The organism is Agrobacterium vacciniicorymbosi (genome assembly GCF_040427045.1).
In the GTDB taxonomy this organism is placed as follows: domain Bacteria; phylum Pseudomonadota; class Alphaproteobacteria; order Rhizobiales; family Rhizobiaceae; genus Agrobacterium.
The window spans coordinates 527,082-544,652 of the sequence record NZ_JBETMF010000002.1 but is presented as its reverse complement, the minus strand read 5'-3'; the positions used below and the strand labels follow the sequence as shown (position 1 = coordinate 544,652).

Here is a 17,571-nt window from a genome sequence, read left to right as displayed (position 1 = left end):
AGTTCGCGAACTTCCAGTTCTACCAGTTCCAGGAGTTCTGCGTCGTCAACCTGGTCAACCTTGTTGAGGAACACGACCAGAGCCGGAACGCCAACCTGACGAGCAAGCAGGATGTGCTCGCGGGTCTGTGGCATCGGGCCGTCAGCTGCAGAGCAAACCAGGATCGCGCCGTCCATCTGGGCAGCACCCGTGATCATGTTCTTCACGTAGTCGGCGTGGCCGGGGCAGTCAACGTGCGCGTAGTGACGGTTTGGCGTCTCATATTCAACGTGAGCCGTCGAAATCGTGATACCGCGGGCCTTTTCTTCCGGTGCAGCGTCGATTTGGTCATACGCCTTGAACTCGCCGAAGTACTTCGTGATCGCAGCAGTCAACGACGTCTTGCCGTGGTCAACGTGACCGATCGTGCCAATGTTGACGTGCGGCTTATTGCGCTCAAACTTGCTCTTTGCCATGTGAATTGCTTCCTGTGAACGTGAAGTAGTTTCCCCGGCGAACCGGTTTGGTGTCGCCGTTTAAGGCTTTGCAAGCGAATGCGCAAGACTTAATTGTCGCCGCGCCCGTTGCGCAGCCAAAAGCGACAGGATCGCCATCATATGGGGTGATTATTTCACGCTTTCAACGTGGTCTTAGCCCTTATTTGCCAAGGATAAACCGCCGACGCCCTTTACGAGGGTATGATTCATGGCATATTGGCGGCACATCGCCAGGAGGAGAAAGGCGGTCGGCACACCTATGCCGATACGTGAATACTCGCCTTTAAAGCCGTTCTCTCCCACGGCACCCATTCTAAATCCGCTTCAGGATCTGCCATGGAAATTTTTACTGCTGCCGGTTTTACGGCATTTCTTCAGGTCATAGCAATAGATCTCGTGCTCGCAGGCGATAACGCTATCGTTATCGGGCTCGCGGCTGCTGGCCTTCCCGCCCATCTTCGCCGTAAGGCAATTCTCGTCGGTATCATTGCCGCAACCGTGCTGCGCATCGCCTTCGCGGCCCTGACCGTGCAGCTTCTCGCCATCGTCGGCTTGCAGCTTTTCGGCGGCCTGCTTCTCGCCTGGGTCTGCTGGAAAATGTGGAGCGAACTGCGCGAGCAGCATAACGCCACGGGTGAGGTCAAGGATGAAGAGGCCGATCTGACCAAGGGTCAGAAGACATTCTTCCAGGCCGCCACCCAGATCGTCATCGCCGACGTCTCCATGTCGCTGGATAACGTTCTAGCCGTGGCCGGCGCTGCACAGGACCACGTTACCGTCCTTATCATTGGTCTGGTCGTTTCCATCGCGCTGATGGGCCTTGCCGCAAACTATGTTGCCAAACTGCTGCACCGCTACCGCTGGATTTCCTATGTCGGCCTGCTGGTCATCGTCTATGTGGCGCTGAACATGCTCTATCACGGCTTTGTCGAGGTCTGGCCCTATATCCAGCCATATTTCGGCTGAAACGCCTAATCAGCGTCACGTATCAAAATCCCGGAGGTCGCCGATCTCCGGGATTTTTTGTGTCTACTATCCACCTCATTGATTCCGCAGTGCAAAATAATTTACGGCATAGACCGCAAGTCGTAAAACTTGCTGGTACCTTTTGATGGTTGCCGTCAGCTTCACACAAGCCTAGACAGCCATTACTTTAGACATAATTAATAACTATAAAGGCTGTCTGAACAATGGCTTATGACTGGTCCGGCGGGCGCACTCGCCGTTTTCGCCGACTCAAATTGGGATTGGCCGTCGGCGCAATTCTACTCGTGGCATTTTTCGTGCAATCATTCTTCGGGATTTCGTTCAACGCTGCGGGCTGATAGCCTACTTCGCAAGCACCGGTACGTTGATATTGGACGCATCCGAGTCGTCGGCGTAAGGGCAGCTTTCGAAGACGACACCTGAGAAAAGCGTCGCCACCCCATCCACATAACGATAGCACTTTCCCATCTCGGTGATCTTCGTAAAGCCTTCGCCCCGGCGAACGCGATACACCATCTCAAACGACTCGCCTGACAGCACGGAATTCTCAATGCCCTCTGCGACGTGCGGGCGGTCATCCTCATGAATGAGTGCCATCATGCGCGCGGCAGGTAAGCCAACATTCAGTTCTTCCAGAGAAAACCCCATGATATCGGCAAACCTCTGGTCAGCCCAGAACAGGTTTTGATGAACATCCCACACATAAAACCCGCCGAGATTCATAGCAACGTAACGTTGGAGGCGTGTATTTTCAGGCATGTTTGATCCTGCATTTATTCTCATTCAATATGCCTGATCATGCGGTATCAGGAAACCGCACAAAGCGACAAAATCGTGATTATTTCGGACAATTCGGAATATTAGAATTAGTTCCCCCGAAAAAACTTCTCCGGAGAAAAAACTTTATTGTCTAAGTGAGAATACGGATGTGACTTTATATCTTAGGACGCTTAAGCATGATCTTTAACGATATTACGATGGTATCTTGCTTCACGTAATAAATGTGTAAAGCAAATCAGGAAGCGAACAAACGCGCAAACACTATTTGAAATGACTTTAAAATGGAGCGGGTAGCGGGAATCGAACCCGCGTATTCAGCTTGGAAGGCTGCTGCTCTACCATTGAGCTATACCCGCGGCGGTGGTTTTGATCCGTGCAGAATGGTGGAGGAAGTTGGATTTGAACCAACGTAGGCTGAGCCAACGGATTTACAGTCCGTCCCCTTTAACCACTCGGGCATTCCTCCAGTATTCTGCGAGGATCAAGCGACCAAGCTTCATCAGATTTCCGGCCCGGCGCGTTGCCGTTTCGTCGTCTGTGGCCGCGTATATGACTGCCCTCGCCGCGTCTGTCAACACGATGTGTGACGAAATTTCACGAAAAATTCGAACAGAGTCATAGGCCTGTGGATTACCGATGATATGGTGCAAAGCCACGCACCGGCTTTTGCGCTTGTTAGCCAGCGAAAGTGCAGAAGCAACCTTGCGGGAAAGAAAGCGAAGCGCTGGAGGGGTCTGGTGCTGGAGCGGCGCTAAAGATATAAGGCGCCATGAGCAAAGACGATCCCAACGAAAAATCCACCCGCGACACCCACTATGCAACGCTGCGCCGTCAGGTGCGCGATGCCAAGCGTGAGCGTGGCGAAATTCCAACGCCCGCGTTTCAGAAGCGCAAGCCGAAAGGTGGAGAGGATTGGAAACCGCCACAGCTGGCGCCCGATCAGGTCCATCTTTATGGGCTTCACACCGTGCGCGCAGCGCTCGCGAACAAGGAACGCCAGATCGTCAAACTGTCAGTGACGCTAAATGCGCTGGCTCGGCTGGAAATCGGCACCGCGGAAGAACAGCCTTTCCCCGTGGAAATGGTTTCGCCGCAGGATATCGACAAAATACTCGGCCCGGATGCCATCCATCAGGGCGTGATGTTGGAAACGAAGCCCCTGCCCGTGCGCAAACTTTCCGCGCTGAAGGATAGCCCGCTTATTCTGGTGCTGGACCAGGTCACGGACCCGCACAATGTTGGCGCCGTCATGCGTTCCGCCGTTGCCTTCAATGCTGGCGCGCTGATCACCACCATGCGCCACAGCCCGACCGAATCCGGTGTGCTGGCAAAATCCGCCTCGGGCGCGCTGGAAATGATTCCCTACATCCAGATCACCAATCTGGCCGATGCGCTTGGCGAATTGCACAAGCTGGGCTTCACCTCCATCGGTCTCGATTCGGAAGGCCCCGCCCCCATCGAGGAAACATTCAGCGGTGAGAAGATTGCGCTTGTGCTGGGTGCCGAAGGCAAAGGCCTGCGCCAGAAGACGCGTGAAACCGTTTCTGCACTCGCCCGTCTCGATATGCCCGGCGAGATCAAGTCGCTGAACGTCTCGAATGCCGCAGCCATTGCGCTTTATGCGACCCGTCAGTTTTTAGCCAAGCGATAATCAACGTCAGTCATTTTGGGGGCCACAATGCCAGAGTCGATCAAACCAACCGGCGAACTCACCCTTCGCACACTTGCCATGCCTGCGGATGCCAATCCGGCTGGCGATATTTTTGGCGGTTGGGTCATGTCACAGATGGACTTGGCGAGCGGCATTCGCGCGGCAGAACGGGCACGCTGTCGCGTGGTCACCGCAGCCGTCAAGGAAATGGCCTTCGAACTGCCGGTCAAGATTGGCGATACGCTGTCGATCTACACGAATATCGCCCGCGTAGGCCGCACCTCCATCACCCTGACCGTCGAAGCATGGGCGCAACGCTCCCGCTATGACGCGCTGGAAAAAGTGACGGCTGGGACATTCATCATGGTCGCGATGGATGAGCATGGCAAACCGACTCCGATCGCGCAAGCGTAAAGTCACCCAAAGCACTTTGCCTGTTATCCCATGGCGGCAGGACCATTTCTTGCCGCCTGAAGCTGTGTGCGTGAGGCGCGCGCTTGGCTGATTATGCTTCCAGTTGCAACCAATCACGCTGATACCACATTGTTATGTGGTCATCGGCCTTGTCGATTATCGGCATGGGAGTGATTTGGGAGGAAGCACTCATGAATAACCGTACTGTGACTATCGTGATTGCGGCCATCGTCGTTATTCTGGCGATTGCCTATTTTATGTCGGGCTCAAGAACAACAAGCACGACCGCGTCGCCACCGAGCCCGCCGCCAGCGACGACCACTCAGCCTGCCACACCGGCACCCGCACCAGCGACCCCTGCCCCGGCCACACCGGCTCCGGCAACGCCGAATGCACCTGCGCAAAACCAGACCACGCCATAAGTTGAGGTTCGGCAGCGGATGTCATGACGACATCCAGCGCGATGCACATCAGCGCTTCGTCACATCGTGGCGAGGCGCTGATTCATTATCGGGATATCAAAGGCTGCTGGCAGATGTCCGGCGGCAGCGCCAGTTCCAGTCGCGGGGCTCGCCCAGATCCATGTGGACCGATTCCGTGTGACAATAGGTGCCGACACCGCCACGGTCCGGCAAGGAGCGCAGATAGTTGGCAAGCTCCCATTTGGAAACCCCGCTCACCTGAATATCGGCGGCATCACAGGTATAATGTTTGGAGCCCTGCGTGGTGGCCTTTGGCGGTCTGTAACCTGATGTCACCATTGCCGGTTTTCTGTAATGGGCTTCGACTTCCTTGATCCGTCGAATCATTTCCGGCTTGAAACAGCCGACATTGACCTGCTCCGTCTGCAAGAGCAGCCCGTTCGGCGCGACTCGGCTGAGACCGGAGAGAGAAGCGAGCTTCATTAATCCCGCAGGCTTATCGTCATCCGCATCCACATGCGTATCGTCGAACTCATCGGTCATGGATGTACGACCATTAAGCGCGATACCGGCGGTCTGGCGCGCGCCTGCATTCATCGGCAAAGCAGCGACCTGCGTCAGACCTGCAGTCGCGCCTGCGCCGCGCTTTTTGGCAGCGCCCGCAAAAAAGGCCGCAATAGGTACGGCTGCCTGCTCGGCGGGAAGTGTCTGCTTTGCGGGCAAGGCCTGCGCTGTCGCCTGTGTCGCAGCGGATGGCACACTATGTACGGAATGCTGTTGCGCGGCTTGCGCCGGGTCTGGCTGTTGCACGGTGGCAGGTGCTGAATAAACGCTGTTCAGCGCCGGCGTAATCTTCGGTGATGGTGCGTAGGCTGGAACACTGCCCGTTGCCATGTTTTCCGCCTGCGCCGTGCCTGCATTGCTGGCCACGGCTGGCGGCTGGGAATTCGCGTAAATGCTGAGCGAGCTTGCCGAAATACCGGTTGGCTGTGTGGTTAGGCCGGATATTTGCGGCGCCTGACCATAGACTTGCTGCGTACCCTGCTGCGGTGGTGCGGTGGCAGCTTGGGGTGCAACGCGCGCCGACGACGCGGCGACCATGGCCGGATCGACATAAGCCCTGCCCTGCCCCTGCGCTGTAGCATGCGCCTGTTCAGGAGATGGAGCGGCGGTTGGTGCTGTCGCAGTGGCGGGTGTCAGTGTTGCAGAAGCGGTCTTGTCTTCGGAGACGGCAGAAACGCAGCCGGAAAGCGCCAGCAGGAATACGGCAGCGAGGCAGCTTTGAGCCGGGAATGCCGAAGTGCTTTTGACGATTTTCAAGGCTAAGCCTCCGCAGATGCGTTTCAACCTGACCAGCGCGTTGCGCAGCATCGCCGAAACTTGATGAGCATGTTCGTCCGATGACAGACCTACCCATCCGGCGACGCTTACGCAAGGGTGTGATGAAACCTCCTAAAAAGGAATCATCTTACCAAGAGCCAGTATTCTCCATGGATATCCACGGCTCGGCTGGTGCAAGGCTTGCGCCTTTTTGCAATATCTCGATGGAAATACCGTCTGGAGAGCGCACGAAAGCCATATGCCCATCACGCGGCGGACGGTTGATGGTGACACCGCTGGCCTGCAGTTTGGCGCAGGTTACGTAGATGTCGTCGACCTCATAGGCCAGGTGGCCGAAATTGCGTCCGCCGGTGTAATCTTCCGCATCCCAATTGTAGGTCAGTTCCAGGCATGGCGCCTTGTTATCGCGGGCGGCAGTCACGTCATCCGTTGCGGCAAGAAAAACGAGAGTGAAGCGCCCTTTATCGTTTTCGATGCGGCGGACTTCTTGTAGCCCGAAAACCTTGCCATAAAATTCCAGGGATTTCTCGAGGTCTTTTACGCGAACCATCGTGTGCAGATATCGCATGTACTTCTCCTTCGTGTTTTAATCTTGCCGTTACGGCAGGTAAGTCAGCCCTGAGCAAGCCCAGAGACATAAAAGCAGGTGGATAAATCGAAAACTAGGGCTTGCGCGAAACCGTTACCAAGATGTTAATCTACCTTCAGGGAATCAGTTGACCGGTAGTGGTGCGTGCGTAAAGGGGCTGGGCGGAAATGGCTGATAGAATGTCGTCGAAGAATATAGTCGATTTCGAAGACCTTTCGAGCGAAGCGGTGGACCTGATCGAGATCACCGGTGTCGTGAAGTGGTTCGACGTGGCCAAGGGTTTCGGCTTTATCGTACCGGATAACGGTATGCAGGATGTTCTTCTACACGTTTCCTGCCTGCGCCGCGATGGATATCAGACAATTCTGGAAGGCACGCGCATCGTTGCGCTCATCCAGCGTCGTGACCGTGGCTATCAGACCTTTCGCATTCTTTCCATGGACCAGTCCACGGCCATTCATCCATCACAGCTGCCACCGGTTCGTACCCATGTTCAGGTCACGCCATCCAGCGGACTGGAACGCGCGATCGTGAAGTGGTTCAACCGAACAAAGGGCTTCGGCTTTTTGACGCGCGGTGAGGGCACGGAGGATATTTTCGTCCATATGGAAACGCTTCGCCGCTTCGGCCTTGCGGAGCTTCGCCCCGGCCAGGTTGTTCTCGTTCGCTTCGGTGATGGTGACAAAGGCCTGATGGCTGCGGAAATCCATCCGGACAATCCTGCGCCTATCGGCATGGCTCACTGATGATCAGCTCATTTATCTCGAAATCCGTGGTGAGTGCTTTCGCAGCGCTCACCTTTTTTGTTGTCGCGACAACGCCGCTGGCCGCACAGGAGACTTTCTCCTCGGAGCCGCTGACGGTCCAGACGTCTGATGGGAAAAACCACGAATTCAAGGCCGAGCTTGCGACCACGGATGGTCAGCGCCAGCAGGGCTTGATGTTTCGCAAGTCGATGGCGCCAGCGAACGGCATGCTGTTCGATTTTGGCACAGATCGCGATGTGATGATGTGGATGAAGAACACATTCATCCCGCTGGACATGGTGTTCATCTCTAAAGAGGGGAAAGTTACCCATGTTCATCCGAACGCGGTTCCGCATTCGGAAGACATTATCAGCTCACGCGGCCCGGTTCGCTATGTATTAGAACTGAATGGCGGCGTGGCGAAAAATCTTGGAATCAAAAGCGGCGATACGGTTCGCAGCAAACAGATCGGCAACACGAAATAAATGTTGCAAAGCCGGGCGACCAGCGCCCGGCACAAATACCATATTAGTAGCAAGGCTCGATATGGCTAAGAATCCGGCAGTTAGAAATGGATGATGCCAGATTGATGGCGATGTCGATCGCTTCGACCGAATCAGCTGTGCCTTCAAGGTAGATCACATCGTTATCGACCATTGCCGAGATGCTCGACTTTTCAAGGCCTGATTCAAATGCAAGAGCAGACGTGATGGCCTGGCATACGCCAGCCATGCGTTCGCCGAAAAAGCTTTCCTGAATTCCAGATAGGTTGAACATGATCGGGCCTCCTTCATCATGAGCGTATAACGCCTGAGTGGTGTTTTCGTTCATCTTCGGTTCATTTATTTGTTCATCTTCCATTCATCTTGAAAAAAAGAAACCCCTAATGTGTTCACTTTTTTCGTGATCAGGAACCAAAGCGTGAGTTTTCGGTTTGCGCGCTGGAGGATGGGAAGGAGGATCCCAATGCTTATTCACCGTACAGAACCCTGCCACCACGCCCAATGGATCAAGCCAGTCGCGATCCATTTGCCGCTGTGCGCAGCACTAGAAATCTACAGTCCGCTGATAGCTCTCGATATGCTGATGTATCGCTGGCCCAACGACCACGGACCGGAATACGAAGAAGCGCGTCAAAAATGTCTGGAGGCCATCGCTGGTAAATGCGATCTGGAAACAGCCCGCGAATCATTCCTGATCGCCAGCAATCACGCACATGTGCTGAACGTTCATTGAGGCTGTGAAAGTGTAGACTGATACAAACAACAAAAAACGCCCGCAGAAATTTTCTGCGGGCGTTTGAATTGGCGACCCCTGCAGGACTCGAACCTGCGACCTACTGCTTAGAAGGCAGTTGCTCTATCCAGTTGAGCTAAGGGGCCTCCACGTATCCGGAAATTAGTGCGTCCAGGGCTGCGTGCGGGTGTATTTGAAATTGTCCGTATAGGACACAACCTTGCGCGTCGCTTCCTGCGGCGGGATCACGCGGTACTCGATACCTTTGCGCTGGGCGTAGGCTTCGGCCTGCTCCTGCGTTTCAAAGGTCAGCTTGACCTGCTGCTTCATATCCGACGAAGACGTGTAGCCCATGATCGGATCGATCTTGCGCGGCACTTCGGCATCGAATTCCAGCACCCAAAGATTGGTCTTTGCCTTGCCGGATTGCATGGCGGTCTTGGCTGGACGATAAATTTTTGCAGACATCTCAAACTGCTCCGGTCTTGCGATCAAGCGGCCTTCCGCTTTTTCTACCCATCACGCATCATAGATTTATTACAACGCGATAGCAAAACTCAATTGGACCGACTCAACCCTGAAGTCAAGTCGCTGAAAGCGCGCATATTGCGGAAACCATAAATGGCTTAGATGTCGAAAAGGCCAAGGCCCATCTTGCGCGTGAAGGACGAAGCATATTTTATCGGCCCGCAATTCAAAGGACGCCCAGTATGAATGAAAATGTCATCAAATTCCGCAAGCCGGAGCCACCGAAGCAGCCGCGAAAACCCAACCCGCAACTGCGCAAACTCGCCATCATTGCTGGCGTCGTCGCGTTCTTCGTCGCTGCCTGGGCTTACTTCCAGTACCTGGGCTGAAACACGATGCCTCTGGCATCGCAGCCTGAAGCTGGCGATCTATATTGAACTGACACTTTAGGGAATTTGTGGAAGTCGTTGTAAAAACTGACTTCTCATCGAATGGTCGGAGTGGAGAGATTCGAACTCCCGACCCTCTGGTCCCAAACCAGATGCGCTACCAGACTGCGCTACACTCCGCCTTTTCGATGGTGGGGAGATACACGGTTCGCCCCTGCCCCGCAACAGGTAAAATCATCTTTCTTTTGTTTTTTTGTGGAGGAGCGCTTTGCGGGTCGAAATGTCCCGGAAACGCAACCTCAAGACAATATTACCAAGTTTTCACTTCACCCTGCCTTAAAGCTATGCGAAGCCGGACGGAACAGACGAGGTTAACGACAAACTGGGCTAATGGCTTGCATGCATTGTGCTTTTGCAAACCTGGCCGCAGCATTGTCTTGATGGGTAGAAACAATGAAGTCCGCCGACGATAGCAACCAGACACCATCTCAGCCATCACCACCGCCCGACCTGCGGGACATTCTGGTTTCGGCCAAGAGCGGCAAAAAGAAATCGAAACGGTCCACCTATCTGATGGTCGGCTTTTTGGTGCTGGCGGGCCTGGGCGGCTATTATTATGTCTATGGCGGATCGCAGGTTGCCTACACCTATACGACCCAGGCGGTGAAGAAAGGTGATCTCTCGGTCATCGTCACCTCCACCGGCTCCGTTCAGCCAACGGATCAGGTGGATATTTCGAGCGAGCTTTCCGGCACCGTGCGCAAGGTCAACGTCACCTATAACAGCCCGGTCAAGGCCGGAGACGTTCTGGCGGAGTTGGATACCAACAAGCTGGAAGCGGATGTGCAGAGCGCGCGCGCCAAGCTCGCTTCGGCAAAGGCCAGCGTCGTGAAGGCGAGAGCCGACCTCGGTTCTGCCAAGACATCTTTAGACCGCCTGAAATCCCTGGTGCAGAATCGCGTCTCCAGCCAGCAGGATCTCGATGCCGCACAGTTTAATTACGATGCGGTGGCGGCGACGCTGGAGGTCAATGGCGCGTCCGTTCTGTCATCGGAAGCGGATTTGCGGTTGGCGGAACTCAATCTCGGCAAGGCCAAGATCGTGTCGCCCATCGATGGCGTGGTGCTGACACGCGATGTCGATCCGGGTGCGACGGTTGCTTCCTCCCTCAACGCGCCGGTTCTGTTCACCATTGCCGGTGACCTGCGCCATATGGAGCTTCAGGTGGCCATCGATGAGGCCGATGTGGGCAAGGTCGAGAACGGCCAGACCGCGACATTCAATGTGGATGCCTATCCCGAGCGAAGCTTCCCGGCCGCCATTGAGACGGTACGCTTTGCATCGGAAACCGTTTCCAACGTCGTGACCTATAAGGGCATATTGACGGTGGATAATGCCGAACTGCTGCTGCGCCCGGGCATGACGGCAACGGCCAATATTGTTGTCGAGCAGGTGAAAGACGCGATTCTCATTCCCAATGCTGCGCTTCGCTACACGCCTCCGCGCGAATCGGCATCGCGTGGCGGCGGGTTGATGGGCCTGTTCCGCCCTCCCCGCATGAACCGTCAGCGCGGCAGTGGTGACCAGGCGGCGTCTGCCAAACGCAGCGTCTGGGTGTTGCGCAACAACAATCCGGTTTCCGTGCAGGTCGAGACAGGATCGACCGACGGTCAGTTTACCGCCATCAAGTCGGGAGAGATCGCCCCTGACGATCAGGTCATTACCGACGCCGCACAGCGCAGTACGTGAGGCGGGAGACGCGAATGGCAGCCCAACCCCTCATCGAGTTTCGCAAGGTCGTCAAACAATATGGCGTTGGCGAAGCGACCATTCGTGCGCTGGATGGTGTGAGCCTCTCCATCAACGAACATGAATTCGTTGCCATCATGGGGCCATCCGGTTCGGGCAAGTCGACCTCGATGAACATTATCGGCTGCCTGGATACGCCGAGCGCCGGCGAATATCTGTTTCAGGGCGTGCCCACCAGCGGCTTCGACAATGAACAACTGACGCTTCTGCGCCGCCATATGCTGGGCTTCGTGTTTCAGGGCTTCAACCTTCTGCCTCGCACTTCCGCCGTGGAAAATGTGGAATTGCCACTGATCTATCGCGGCATGAAGGCGGCAGAGCGCCGTCCGCAGGCCATGGAAGCGCTGGCTCAGGTGGGGCTTACCGGGCGCGAGCATCACACCACGCAGGAGCTTTCCGGCGGTCAGCAGCAGCGCGTGGCCATTGCCCGCGCCATCGTCACCCGCCCCGCTTTGCTTCTGGCGGATGAGCCGACGGGCAATCTCGATACGAAAACCAGCACCGAAATCATGGAGCTGATCACCTCGCTCAACCGCGATAAGGGCATCACCGTTGTCATGGTGACGCATGAAGAAGACATTGCGGCCTATGCAAACCGCCTGCTGCGCTTCGTCGATGGTCATCTGGCATCCGATAGCGCCGAGGAAAAGCTGGAGGCTGCCGATGTTTCTTGAAACCGCACGCCTAGCTCTGCGCGCCATAAGCCGCAATATCTTGCGTTCTTTCTTGACGGTCCTTGGCGTCGTCATCGGCGTTGCCGCCGTTATTGCCATGGTGACGATTGGCAATGGCACGACTGCGCAGGTGAAATCCGAGCTATCGCGCCTTGGCACCAACATGCTGTTCGTCCGTCCCGGCCAGTTTGGGCCCGGGCGTGCCAGCACCGAGGCCAAGCGCTTCAACGATCACGACATTCAGGCCATGCGCGATCAGCTCAGTGGCATTCGTGCAGTCGCTCCGCTCAACAGAAGTTCGGCAGCAACCGTCATCTATGGCGGAAAGAATCACTCCACAAGCGTCGTCGGCAGCACCAATGATTACCTGACCGTGCAGGACTGGACGCTGGCGCTTGGGCGGGAGTTTCTGCCTGCAGAAGATCGTGGCGGCCAGATCGGCTGCATCATCGGCGAAACCGTGCGCCAGGAGCTGTTCGGCGCCGCAAATCCCGTCGGCCAGACCATCCGCGTCAGCAACATTTCCTGCCCTGTCATCGGCGTTCTGGCGCGAAAGGGTCAATCTGGTCTGGGGGATGATCAGGATGACACGATCATCATGCCGCTGAAAATCCATCAGCGGCGCATTGGCGGCACCACGACCATTTCCAGCATCATGGTCTCGGCGCAGGATGGCGTTTCCACCTCCAAAGTCCAGTCGGATATCGAGAACCTGCTGCGCGAGCGCCGCCGCATCGCCATTGGCCGTGACGATGATTTTACCGTCAACGATATGGCACAGATCGCCTCCGCCATGACCGGCACGACGACCTTGCTGACCGGTCTTCTGGGCGCAGTCGCTGCCGTCAGCCTACTGGTCGGCGGCATCGGTATCATGAACATCATGCTGGTGTCTGTCACGGAGCGCACACGCGAAATCGGCATTCGCCTTGCCATCGGCGCGCTGGAAAAGCAGGTGCTGACCCAGTTTCTGGTGGAAGCGGTGATGTTATCCGCTTTCGGAGGCATTGCCGGTATCCTGACCGGGCTTGGACTTGCCTATAGCGTCGTCAGTTTCCTCGGTGTCCCCTTCGTCACCAGCCCGTCCATCATCGCGCTCGCCTTTGCTTTCTCTGCAGCCATCGGCGTGATCTTCGGCTACTTCCCGGCAAGACGCGCCGCAAGCCTCAGCCCTATCGAAGCGCTGCGGCACGAATAAGCCTCCCCGTTGCCTTTCCTGTTCGCACTCTCCATATGAGTAGAACAGGATAAAGGAATTCGACAGTGAGTGTAGCTTTCGTAAAAGAAGAGAGTGCCGAAACCGCAGCAGAAACACAGCTGCCGGATCGCCCTGTCTCGCCACATCCCAACCTCGTCACCGAGGCGGGGTTGAAAGCGCTTGAACGTCAGGTCAGCGAAGCCCGCGCTGCTTTCGATGAGGCGAATGCCATCGAGGACATCAACGAGCGCCGAAGGCAGGCTGCGCCGCACATGCGTGATCTGCGCTATTTCTCCGAACGTCTGCATACGGCACAGCTGGTGCCTGCACCTGAGAGCCACGAGGTCGCGGCTTTCGGCAGCAAGGTTACTTTCAGCCGCGAGGACGGTCGCGTGCAGACCTACCGCATCGTTGGCGAAGACGAGGCCGATCCGAAAGCGGGCACGATTTCCTATGTATCTCCGGTAGCCCGCGCCCTTCTGGGAAAAGCGGTGGGAGACCTTGTAAACCTGGGTGATGAAGAGCTGGAAATCAGCGCAATAGCCTGATGGCCGCTTGCGGGGATGGCTGACAAACGATATCTGGTCGTCAATAGCGCTCTCCACGAACAATAAGGCCGTCCTTCCATGACAGCGGATTTCCTCGTCACCCATTCCGGTGGCTTTCATGCCGATGAACTGCTGTCCAGCGTCATCCTCACCCGCCTTTTCCCGCAAGCGAAAATCGTTCGCAGCCGTGCGCCCGAGTGGATCACATCAAGCTCCGACCGCATCATTTACGATGTCGGCGGCGCCTATGACGCGGACGCGCGCATTTTCGACCACCACCAGCGCGGTGCGCCGCTGCGTGAAGACGGCCAGCCATACAGCTCTTTCGGTCTGGTTTGGAAGCATTACGGGCACGCCTATCTTGCCGATTATGGCGTTCCGCAATCCGATATCGACGCGATTCATACGTCCTTCGACAGCAGCTTCGTGCTGCCCATTGACCTCACGGACAATGGCGCACTGAGCCCTTCCACGGCGGGACAGCTTGCAGGCCTGACTTTGCCAGCCCTGCTGGAAACATTAAAGCCTGCCTTCGATAATAAAGACCCAGAAGCCGATGATCGCGCATTCCACGCCGCACTCGCCATTGCACGCAGTTTCGTAGAAGCCAGCATTGGCAAGAAAGCCGCCAAGCTGCGCGCTGAAACGCTGGTGCTGAAGGCCATTGAAGCGACGGGCGAAGGCCGTGTTCTGGAACTGCCGATTGGCATGCCCTTCCGCCCGGCAATCGTCAAAGCTGGTGCCGATCACCTGCTCTTCGTCGTCCATCCTCGCGACAAGGACTGGTGCCTGACCGGGATTCGGCGCGCTGAAGATGGTTTCGAGCTTCGCGCAGACCTGCCCGCCGCATGGGCCGGTCTGACGAATGGTGATCTGGAAGCGGCATCCGGTGTGGAGGGCGCAACCTTCTGTCACAACGGTCGCTTCATTGCCGCCGCCACAACCCGTGAAGCAGCGCTTGCCATGGCAGAGATTGCCGTTGAAGAAGCGCTGCGCACCGAAGCTCATAAAGTCAGCGCTGCGGGTTGATGGGTCGCAAACCCCGGATCACACTTTCAGATAGGTTGATGACCTGTCGAAGCTGAGGCCGGGGAACACTCCATTGGTCAGCGCTTCACTGCCCACATCAAACTGGCGGTAGAGCATGGCGGCGGCGAGTTCGCGTACGTCGCCGGTCGGCATCAAGTCTCTGTCATCCAGAAGCTTGCCGTCACCTAGCCCCGGCCAGTTGCCCAACACACGACCGCCAGCAATGCCGCCACCGGCAAGAATGGCCACGCCGCCGGTGCCATGGTCCGTGCCGCCGGTGCCGTTTTCACGCGCGGTTCGCCCGAACTCCGTCATGGCCAGCACCACGGTCTTTTTCCAGACATCCGGTCCCAGCGCGTCCTTCAGCGTCGTCAGCGCAATGGTCAGGTCTTTGACCGTGCGGGCAAATTGCGCTTTCTGGCCCGCATGCGTATCCCAGCCATCGACGGAGAAACTGGCGATGCGGTAATCTTCCCGCAGCAAACCACCAGCGAGCTTGGCAACATCGCGAATGCCCTGCCCGCGCTTTTCATCCTGAAACAACTGTTCCGCAGACATGTCCGTGCGCAAGGCTTCTGCCAGCACGCGGTTGAAATCCGGATCGTTGGCGTAAAGGCGTTTAAAGAAACCGACATCATCCGCCGCCATGGTCATATTGGAAGTCGATGCCCAGACATCGGCTTCGTTCGGCCCGGACAGGATCAGCTCCATCGATGTGTTGATGTCGATGGCCTTGCGGTCATCCGAACGCGGAATGGAGGAGAGCGCGCGGTTCAACCAACCGGTGCGTTCGGCGTGGACATGTTCAGCACCGCTTTCCAGCATATCCTGACCATCGAAATGGCTGCGCTGGTCACGATAGGGCGTGGAGACCGCATGCACGAAGGCAAGCTCTTTTGCCTGCCAAAGCGGCATCAGCGGCTGGGCGGCAGGGTTGAGCCCGAAATGACCGTCGAGATCGATTAGTCCCGTATCCGGCGTCAGCGCCAGTGTCGGACGAAAGCCCGCAAAGGCGGCGTCGCCATAGGGTTGTACGAGATCCAGCCCATCCATCGCGCCACGCAGAACGATGGTCACGAAGCGGTTGTCGCCCGGCATTGCGGCGAAACTGACTGGCGAGAAAGCAGGCACCGCCGCCGCACAGCACGCGGTGGCCAGAAAACTGCGGCGGCTGATGAGCATATCCTGAGAGAAGGCCATCGATCCTATCTCCTGTTGAATTCTGGCGAAGACAGCGCAAGCGTCATGCCGCTCACACGGTTGGGAGCCTGGCTGACGACGCGGATCGTATCGTCCCGCGCCATATCGGCCATGGCGACTTCCAGAAGCCGTTTCGGCTCCATGTCACCACCCAGTGAATCAGACGCCTTGCGCGCCCACAAAATGCGCTCGCTCATCTGGCTGGGGGAGAGCCAGGAGGCCACGCCTTCCTCGAAACCCGCCGGACTTGGCGGTTGCCAGACCGGCTGGCCCATGCGGCGCAACGAAGCGAGCGTCAGCGTCCGCGCAAGGCTCTGCTTGTTCTTCGGCTTTTGCATCTGAGCGACATCGGGCGTCATTGCCTGTGCTGGCTTTTCCATCACCATCTCTCCGCCATCAGGCTTCATGGCGGCAGGCTCATCTCCATCCTTCATGGCGGATTGCGGAGCAGCAGTTGGTAGGGCGGCCTCGTCGTCACCAGCCGGAGACAGACGATCCTGCCAGTTCTTCTGGTTGATGCCGAAGGCCCTCAGACCGGACACGACGTAGTCGAAAGGCAGCTTCATCTTGCGGCCCGGCTCGGCCCATGCGCGCGGGTGGTCAAGCATGGCGGCATAGACTTTCACCAGATGTCCGCCACTCGCCTTCCACTCGTTCACCATGGCCGTCACCAGTTCAGGTGGCGCTTCATCGGCCACGAAATGCGTCGCGAGTTTGCGACAGACATGCATGGCGGTTTCAGGCCGCGTGGCCAGATCGTCCAGCATGGACAGGCAGTCATCCGCCGTGCGCTTGCGCCCACCATAGGAGACACCCAGCACCTTGATCTGGCCGGGCTCGGCCATGCGCGGACGAAACAGCATTTCGTAGCGGTCATCCACCGTCATGCCGGTCAAGACCAGCGCGGCAGAACGCACGTCGTCCTGCGTGTAACCACTGCCCGCACCCATCGTGTGCAGCTCCAGCAATTCTCGCCCGAGGTTTTCATTCAATCCGGCTTTTCGGTTTCCCGCAGCAGCGGATTCCGGTCCGGCAGAACGGTTCTGATCCAGATAGATCAGCATGGCCGGGTGCAACACCGCCGCCTGCAACAGATCGCGAAATGGCCCGGCCAGATGCGGGCGGATCGCTTCCACCTCGTAAAGCGGCGTGATGGCTCGCATGGGCAGGGCTTTGCGGGCATTGACGGAAAAATGGTCGGTCCAGAAGGACGCCAGCCGCTCATGGAAACCATAGGGAGAAAACACCGCTTGCATGACCCGCGCCATGCTATCGCGCTGAAAGCTCTGCTCGGCTTTTTGCTGCAAGATTTTACGGGCATCCCGGTCCCGCTCGCCGTCATTATTGACGGGTCGAATGGCAATCAGCCCCTCGGCCAGATCATCCGCCCGCTGCCGCGCCTCGAATGCACCGCCCATCGGGAAGAAAGCGTCTTTCAGCGGCGCATCAGCCAGCTGGACTAAAAGATCGTCTGCGTTTCGGTTTAGGACCTGGCCGGGCGAGAGCCCATAGCCATAGCGGATCGCCGCCATCGTTGGAGAAAAAGGAGCCATTCTTCGCCACTCCTGCCAACAGTAATATGCGCAGGAGAATCACAGCCAATTCCGGCGAAAA

Annotated in this window: 21 protein-coding genes and 4 tRNA genes; 13 read left to right on the top strand and 12 right to left on the bottom strand. The window is 57.0% G+C overall.

Annotated features, from left to right (window positions below; all coding sequences use genetic code 11):
* Positions 1–455: GTP-binding protein (locus tag ABUK73_RS05975; protein ID WP_353576444.1), on the bottom strand; the 455-nt coding region annotated here is incomplete at its 3' end.
* Positions 456–812: 357 nt separating this feature from the next.
* On the opposite strand from ABUK73_RS05975, the gene ABUK73_RS05970 reads away from it, so the two are divergent.
* Positions 813–1,442, top strand: coding sequence for a TerC family protein (locus ABUK73_RS05970; RefSeq protein WP_353576443.1), 630 nt, complete (start codon positions 813–815; stop codon positions 1,440–1,442).
* Between the two features lie 363 nt (positions 1,443–1,805).
* On the opposite strand, the gene ABUK73_RS05965 is transcribed toward ABUK73_RS05970, so the two are convergent.
* The 3 genes from ABUK73_RS05965 to ABUK73_RS05955 form a co-directional block, all read right to left on the bottom strand.
* Positions 1,806–2,222: a PAS domain-containing protein gene (locus tag ABUK73_RS05965; RefSeq protein ID WP_353576442.1), complete on the bottom strand. Its 417-nt coding sequence runs from the start codon at positions 2,220–2,222 to the stop codon at positions 1,806–1,808.
* 303 nt (positions 2,223–2,525) lie between these two features.
* A tRNA-Gly gene (locus ABUK73_RS05960) sits at positions 2,526–2,599 on the bottom strand.
* 25 nt (positions 2,600–2,624) lie between these two features.
* A tRNA-Tyr gene (locus ABUK73_RS05955) sits at positions 2,625–2,709 on the bottom strand.
* Positions 2,710–3,012: 303 nt separating this feature from the next.
* Here ABUK73_RS05955 and ABUK73_RS05950 point away from each other — a divergent pair.
* The 3 genes from ABUK73_RS05950 (at position 3,013) to ABUK73_RS05940 (ending at position 4,730) form a co-directional block, all read left to right on the top strand.
* The gene (locus tag ABUK73_RS05950; protein WP_353576441.1) at positions 3,013–3,894 is read left to right on the top strand and encodes a TrmH family RNA methyltransferase; all 882 of its coding nucleotides are present in this window, start codon (positions 3,013–3,015) and stop codon (positions 3,892–3,894) included.
* A gap of 27 nt (positions 3,895–3,921) precedes the next feature.
* The gene (locus tag ABUK73_RS05945; RefSeq protein WP_113086935.1) at positions 3,922–4,308 is read left to right on the top strand and encodes an acyl-CoA thioesterase; all 387 of its coding nucleotides are present in this window, start codon (positions 3,922–3,924) and stop codon (positions 4,306–4,308) included.
* A gap of 191 nt (positions 4,309–4,499) precedes the next feature.
* Positions 4,500–4,730 (top strand): dynamin, encoded by a 231-nt coding sequence (locus ABUK73_RS05940; RefSeq protein WP_113086956.1) that lies wholly within the window; start codon positions 4,500–4,502, stop codon positions 4,728–4,730.
* 96 nt (positions 4,731–4,826) lie between these two features.
* Here ABUK73_RS05940 and ABUK73_RS05935 read toward each other — a convergent pair whose 3' ends face one another.
* Together ABUK73_RS05935 and gloA are read right to left on the bottom strand one after the other, a co-directional pair.
* Positions 4,827–6,050: a YcbK family protein gene (locus tag ABUK73_RS05935; protein WP_353576440.1), complete on the bottom strand. Its 1,224-nt coding sequence runs from the start codon at positions 6,048–6,050 to the stop codon at positions 4,827–4,829.
* Positions 6,051–6,198: 148 nt separating this feature from the next.
* Positions 6,199–6,639, bottom strand: a complete 441-nt coding sequence (gene gloA, locus ABUK73_RS05930; RefSeq protein ID WP_353576439.1) for a lactoylglutathione lyase — start codon at positions 6,637–6,639, stop codon at positions 6,199–6,201.
* 188 nt (positions 6,640–6,827) lie between these two features.
* Here gloA and ABUK73_RS05925 point away from each other — a divergent pair, with 188 nt between their 5' ends.
* Together ABUK73_RS05925 and ABUK73_RS05920 are read left to right on the top strand one after the other, a co-directional pair.
* On the top strand, positions 6,828–7,406 hold the full coding sequence (locus tag ABUK73_RS05925; protein ID WP_113086932.1) for a cold-shock protein: 579 nt from the start codon (positions 6,828–6,830) through the stop codon (positions 7,404–7,406).
* Positions 7,406–7,891: a DUF192 domain-containing protein gene (locus ABUK73_RS05920; protein ID WP_353576438.1), complete on the top strand. Its 486-nt coding sequence runs from the start codon at positions 7,406–7,408 to the stop codon at positions 7,889–7,891. Before ABUK73_RS05925 ends, ABUK73_RS05920 begins: the two co-directional genes overlap by 1 nt.
* Before the next feature lie 43 nt (positions 7,892–7,934).
* Here ABUK73_RS05920 and ABUK73_RS05915 read toward each other — a convergent pair whose 3' ends face one another.
* Positions 7,935–8,237 (bottom strand): BON domain-containing protein, encoded by a 303-nt coding sequence (locus ABUK73_RS05915; RefSeq protein WP_353576437.1) that lies wholly within the window; start codon positions 8,235–8,237, stop codon positions 7,935–7,937.
* A 135-nt stretch (positions 8,238–8,372) separates the two neighbouring features.
* Between ABUK73_RS05915 and ABUK73_RS05910 the strand changes: the two genes are divergently transcribed.
* On the top strand, positions 8,373–8,642 hold the full coding sequence (locus ABUK73_RS05910; protein WP_113086930.1) for a DUF982 domain-containing protein: 270 nt from the start codon (positions 8,373–8,375) through the stop codon (positions 8,640–8,642).
* A 69-nt stretch (positions 8,643–8,711) separates the two neighbouring features.
* On the opposite strand, the gene ABUK73_RS05905 is transcribed toward ABUK73_RS05910, so the two are convergent.
* Together ABUK73_RS05905 and ABUK73_RS05900 are read right to left on the bottom strand one after the other, a co-directional pair.
* Positions 8,712–8,788, bottom strand: a tRNA-Arg gene (locus tag ABUK73_RS05905).
* A gap of 16 nt (positions 8,789–8,804) precedes the next feature.
* The gene (locus tag ABUK73_RS05900) at positions 8,805–9,110 is read right to left on the bottom strand and encodes an ETC complex I subunit (RefSeq protein WP_113086929.1); all 306 of its coding nucleotides are present in this window, start codon (positions 9,108–9,110) and stop codon (positions 8,805–8,807) included.
* Positions 9,111–9,352: 242 nt separating this feature from the next.
* Between ABUK73_RS05900 and ABUK73_RS05895 the strand changes: the two genes are divergently transcribed.
* Positions 9,353–9,499, top strand: coding sequence for a hypothetical protein (locus tag ABUK73_RS05895; protein WP_353576436.1), 147 nt, complete (start codon positions 9,353–9,355; stop codon positions 9,497–9,499).
* Between the two features lie 103 nt (positions 9,500–9,602).
* On the opposite strand, the gene ABUK73_RS05890 is transcribed toward ABUK73_RS05895, so the two are convergent.
* Positions 9,603–9,679 (bottom strand) — tRNA-Pro (locus ABUK73_RS05890).
* 273 nt (positions 9,680–9,952) lie between these two features.
* Between ABUK73_RS05890 and ABUK73_RS05885 the strand changes: the two genes are divergently transcribed.
* From ABUK73_RS05885 to ABUK73_RS05865, 5 genes are all read left to right on the top strand, one after another.
* Positions 9,953–11,248 (top strand): efflux RND transporter periplasmic adaptor subunit, encoded by a 1,296-nt coding sequence (locus ABUK73_RS05885; protein WP_353576435.1) that lies wholly within the window; start codon positions 9,953–9,955, stop codon positions 11,246–11,248.
* 14 nt (positions 11,249–11,262) lie between these two features.
* Positions 11,263–11,982: an ABC transporter ATP-binding protein gene (locus ABUK73_RS05880; protein ID WP_353576434.1), complete on the top strand. Its 720-nt coding sequence runs from the start codon at positions 11,263–11,265 to the stop codon at positions 11,980–11,982.
* Positions 11,972–13,180: an ABC transporter permease gene (locus tag ABUK73_RS05875; RefSeq protein ID WP_113086926.1), complete on the top strand. Its 1,209-nt coding sequence runs from the start codon at positions 11,972–11,974 to the stop codon at positions 13,178–13,180. Before ABUK73_RS05880 ends, ABUK73_RS05875 begins: the two co-directional genes overlap by 11 nt.
* Before the next feature lie 65 nt (positions 13,181–13,245).
* Entirely contained in the window at positions 13,246–13,728 is a 483-nt protein-coding gene (gene greA / locus ABUK73_RS05870) for a transcription elongation factor GreA (RefSeq protein WP_113086925.1), read from the top strand.
* A 78-nt stretch (positions 13,729–13,806) separates the two neighbouring features.
* Positions 13,807–14,757 carry an MYG1 family protein gene (locus ABUK73_RS05865; protein ID WP_353576433.1) on the top strand — a complete coding sequence of 317 codons (951 nt, stop codon included), beginning with the start codon at positions 13,807–13,809 and terminating at the stop codon, positions 14,755–14,757.
* Between the two features lie 18 nt (positions 14,758–14,775).
* Here the strand turns inward: ABUK73_RS05865 and ABUK73_RS05860 are convergent, their stop codons facing one another.
* On the bottom strand, positions 14,776–15,957 hold the full coding sequence (locus ABUK73_RS05860) for a DUF1501 domain-containing protein (RefSeq protein ID WP_353576432.1): 1,182 nt from the start codon (positions 15,955–15,957) through the stop codon (positions 14,776–14,778).
* Positions 15,958–15,962: 5 nt separating this feature from the next.
* Positions 15,963–17,510, bottom strand: coding sequence for a DUF1800 domain-containing protein (locus tag ABUK73_RS05855; protein ID WP_353576431.1), 1,548 nt, complete (start codon positions 17,508–17,510; stop codon positions 15,963–15,965).
* Positions 17,511–17,571 lie beyond the last annotated feature (61 nt).

Coding starts and splice junctions, on each gene's coding strand:
- ABUK73_RS05895 (WP_353576436.1), top strand. CDS start 9,353: ATGAATGAAAATGTCATCAAATTCCGCAAGCCGGAGCCACCGAAGCAG.
- ABUK73_RS05965 (WP_353576442.1), bottom strand. CDS start 2,222: ATGCCTGAAAATACACGCCTCCAACGTTACGTTGCTATGAATCTCGGC.
- ABUK73_RS05940 (WP_113086956.1), top strand. CDS start 4,500: ATGAATAACCGTACTGTGACTATCGTGATTGCGGCCATCGTCGTTATT.
- ABUK73_RS05865 (WP_353576433.1), top strand. CDS start 13,807: ATGACAGCGGATTTCCTCGTCACCCATTCCGGTGGCTTTCATGCCGAT.
- ABUK73_RS05925 (WP_113086932.1), top strand. CDS start 6,828: ATGGCTGATAGAATGTCGTCGAAGAATATAGTCGATTTCGAAGACCTT.
- ABUK73_RS05915 (WP_353576437.1), bottom strand. CDS start 8,237: ATGAACGAAAACACCACTCAGGCGTTATACGCTCATGATGAAGGAGGC.
- ABUK73_RS05920 (WP_353576438.1), top strand. CDS start 7,406: ATGATCAGCTCATTTATCTCGAAATCCGTGGTGAGTGCTTTCGCAGCG.
- ABUK73_RS05950 (WP_353576441.1), top strand. CDS start 3,013: ATGAGCAAAGACGATCCCAACGAAAAATCCACCCGCGACACCCACTAT.
- ABUK73_RS05945 (WP_113086935.1), top strand. CDS start 3,922: ATGCCAGAGTCGATCAAACCAACCGGCGAACTCACCCTTCGCACACTT.
- ABUK73_RS05910 (WP_113086930.1), top strand. CDS start 8,373: ATGCTTATTCACCGTACAGAACCCTGCCACCACGCCCAATGGATCAAG.
- ABUK73_RS05880 (WP_353576434.1), top strand. CDS start 11,263: ATGGCAGCCCAACCCCTCATCGAGTTTCGCAAGGTCGTCAAACAATAT.
- ABUK73_RS05970 (WP_353576443.1), top strand. CDS start 813: ATGGAAATTTTTACTGCTGCCGGTTTTACGGCATTTCTTCAGGTCATA.
- ABUK73_RS05875 (WP_113086926.1), top strand. CDS start 11,972: ATGTTTCTTGAAACCGCACGCCTAGCTCTGCGCGCCATAAGCCGCAAT.
- gloA (WP_353576439.1), bottom strand. CDS start 6,639: ATGCGATATCTGCACACGATGGTTCGCGTAAAAGACCTCGAGAAATCC.
- ABUK73_RS05900 (WP_113086929.1), bottom strand. CDS start 9,110: ATGTCTGCAAAAATTTATCGTCCAGCCAAGACCGCCATGCAATCCGGC.
- ABUK73_RS05860 (WP_353576432.1), bottom strand. CDS start 15,957: ATGGCCTTCTCTCAGGATATGCTCATCAGCCGCCGCAGTTTTCTGGCC.
- ABUK73_RS05885 (WP_353576435.1), top strand. CDS start 9,953: ATGAAGTCCGCCGACGATAGCAACCAGACACCATCTCAGCCATCACCA.
- ABUK73_RS05855 (WP_353576431.1), bottom strand. CDS start 17,510: ATGGCTCCTTTTTCTCCAACGATGGCGGCGATCCGCTATGGCTATGGG.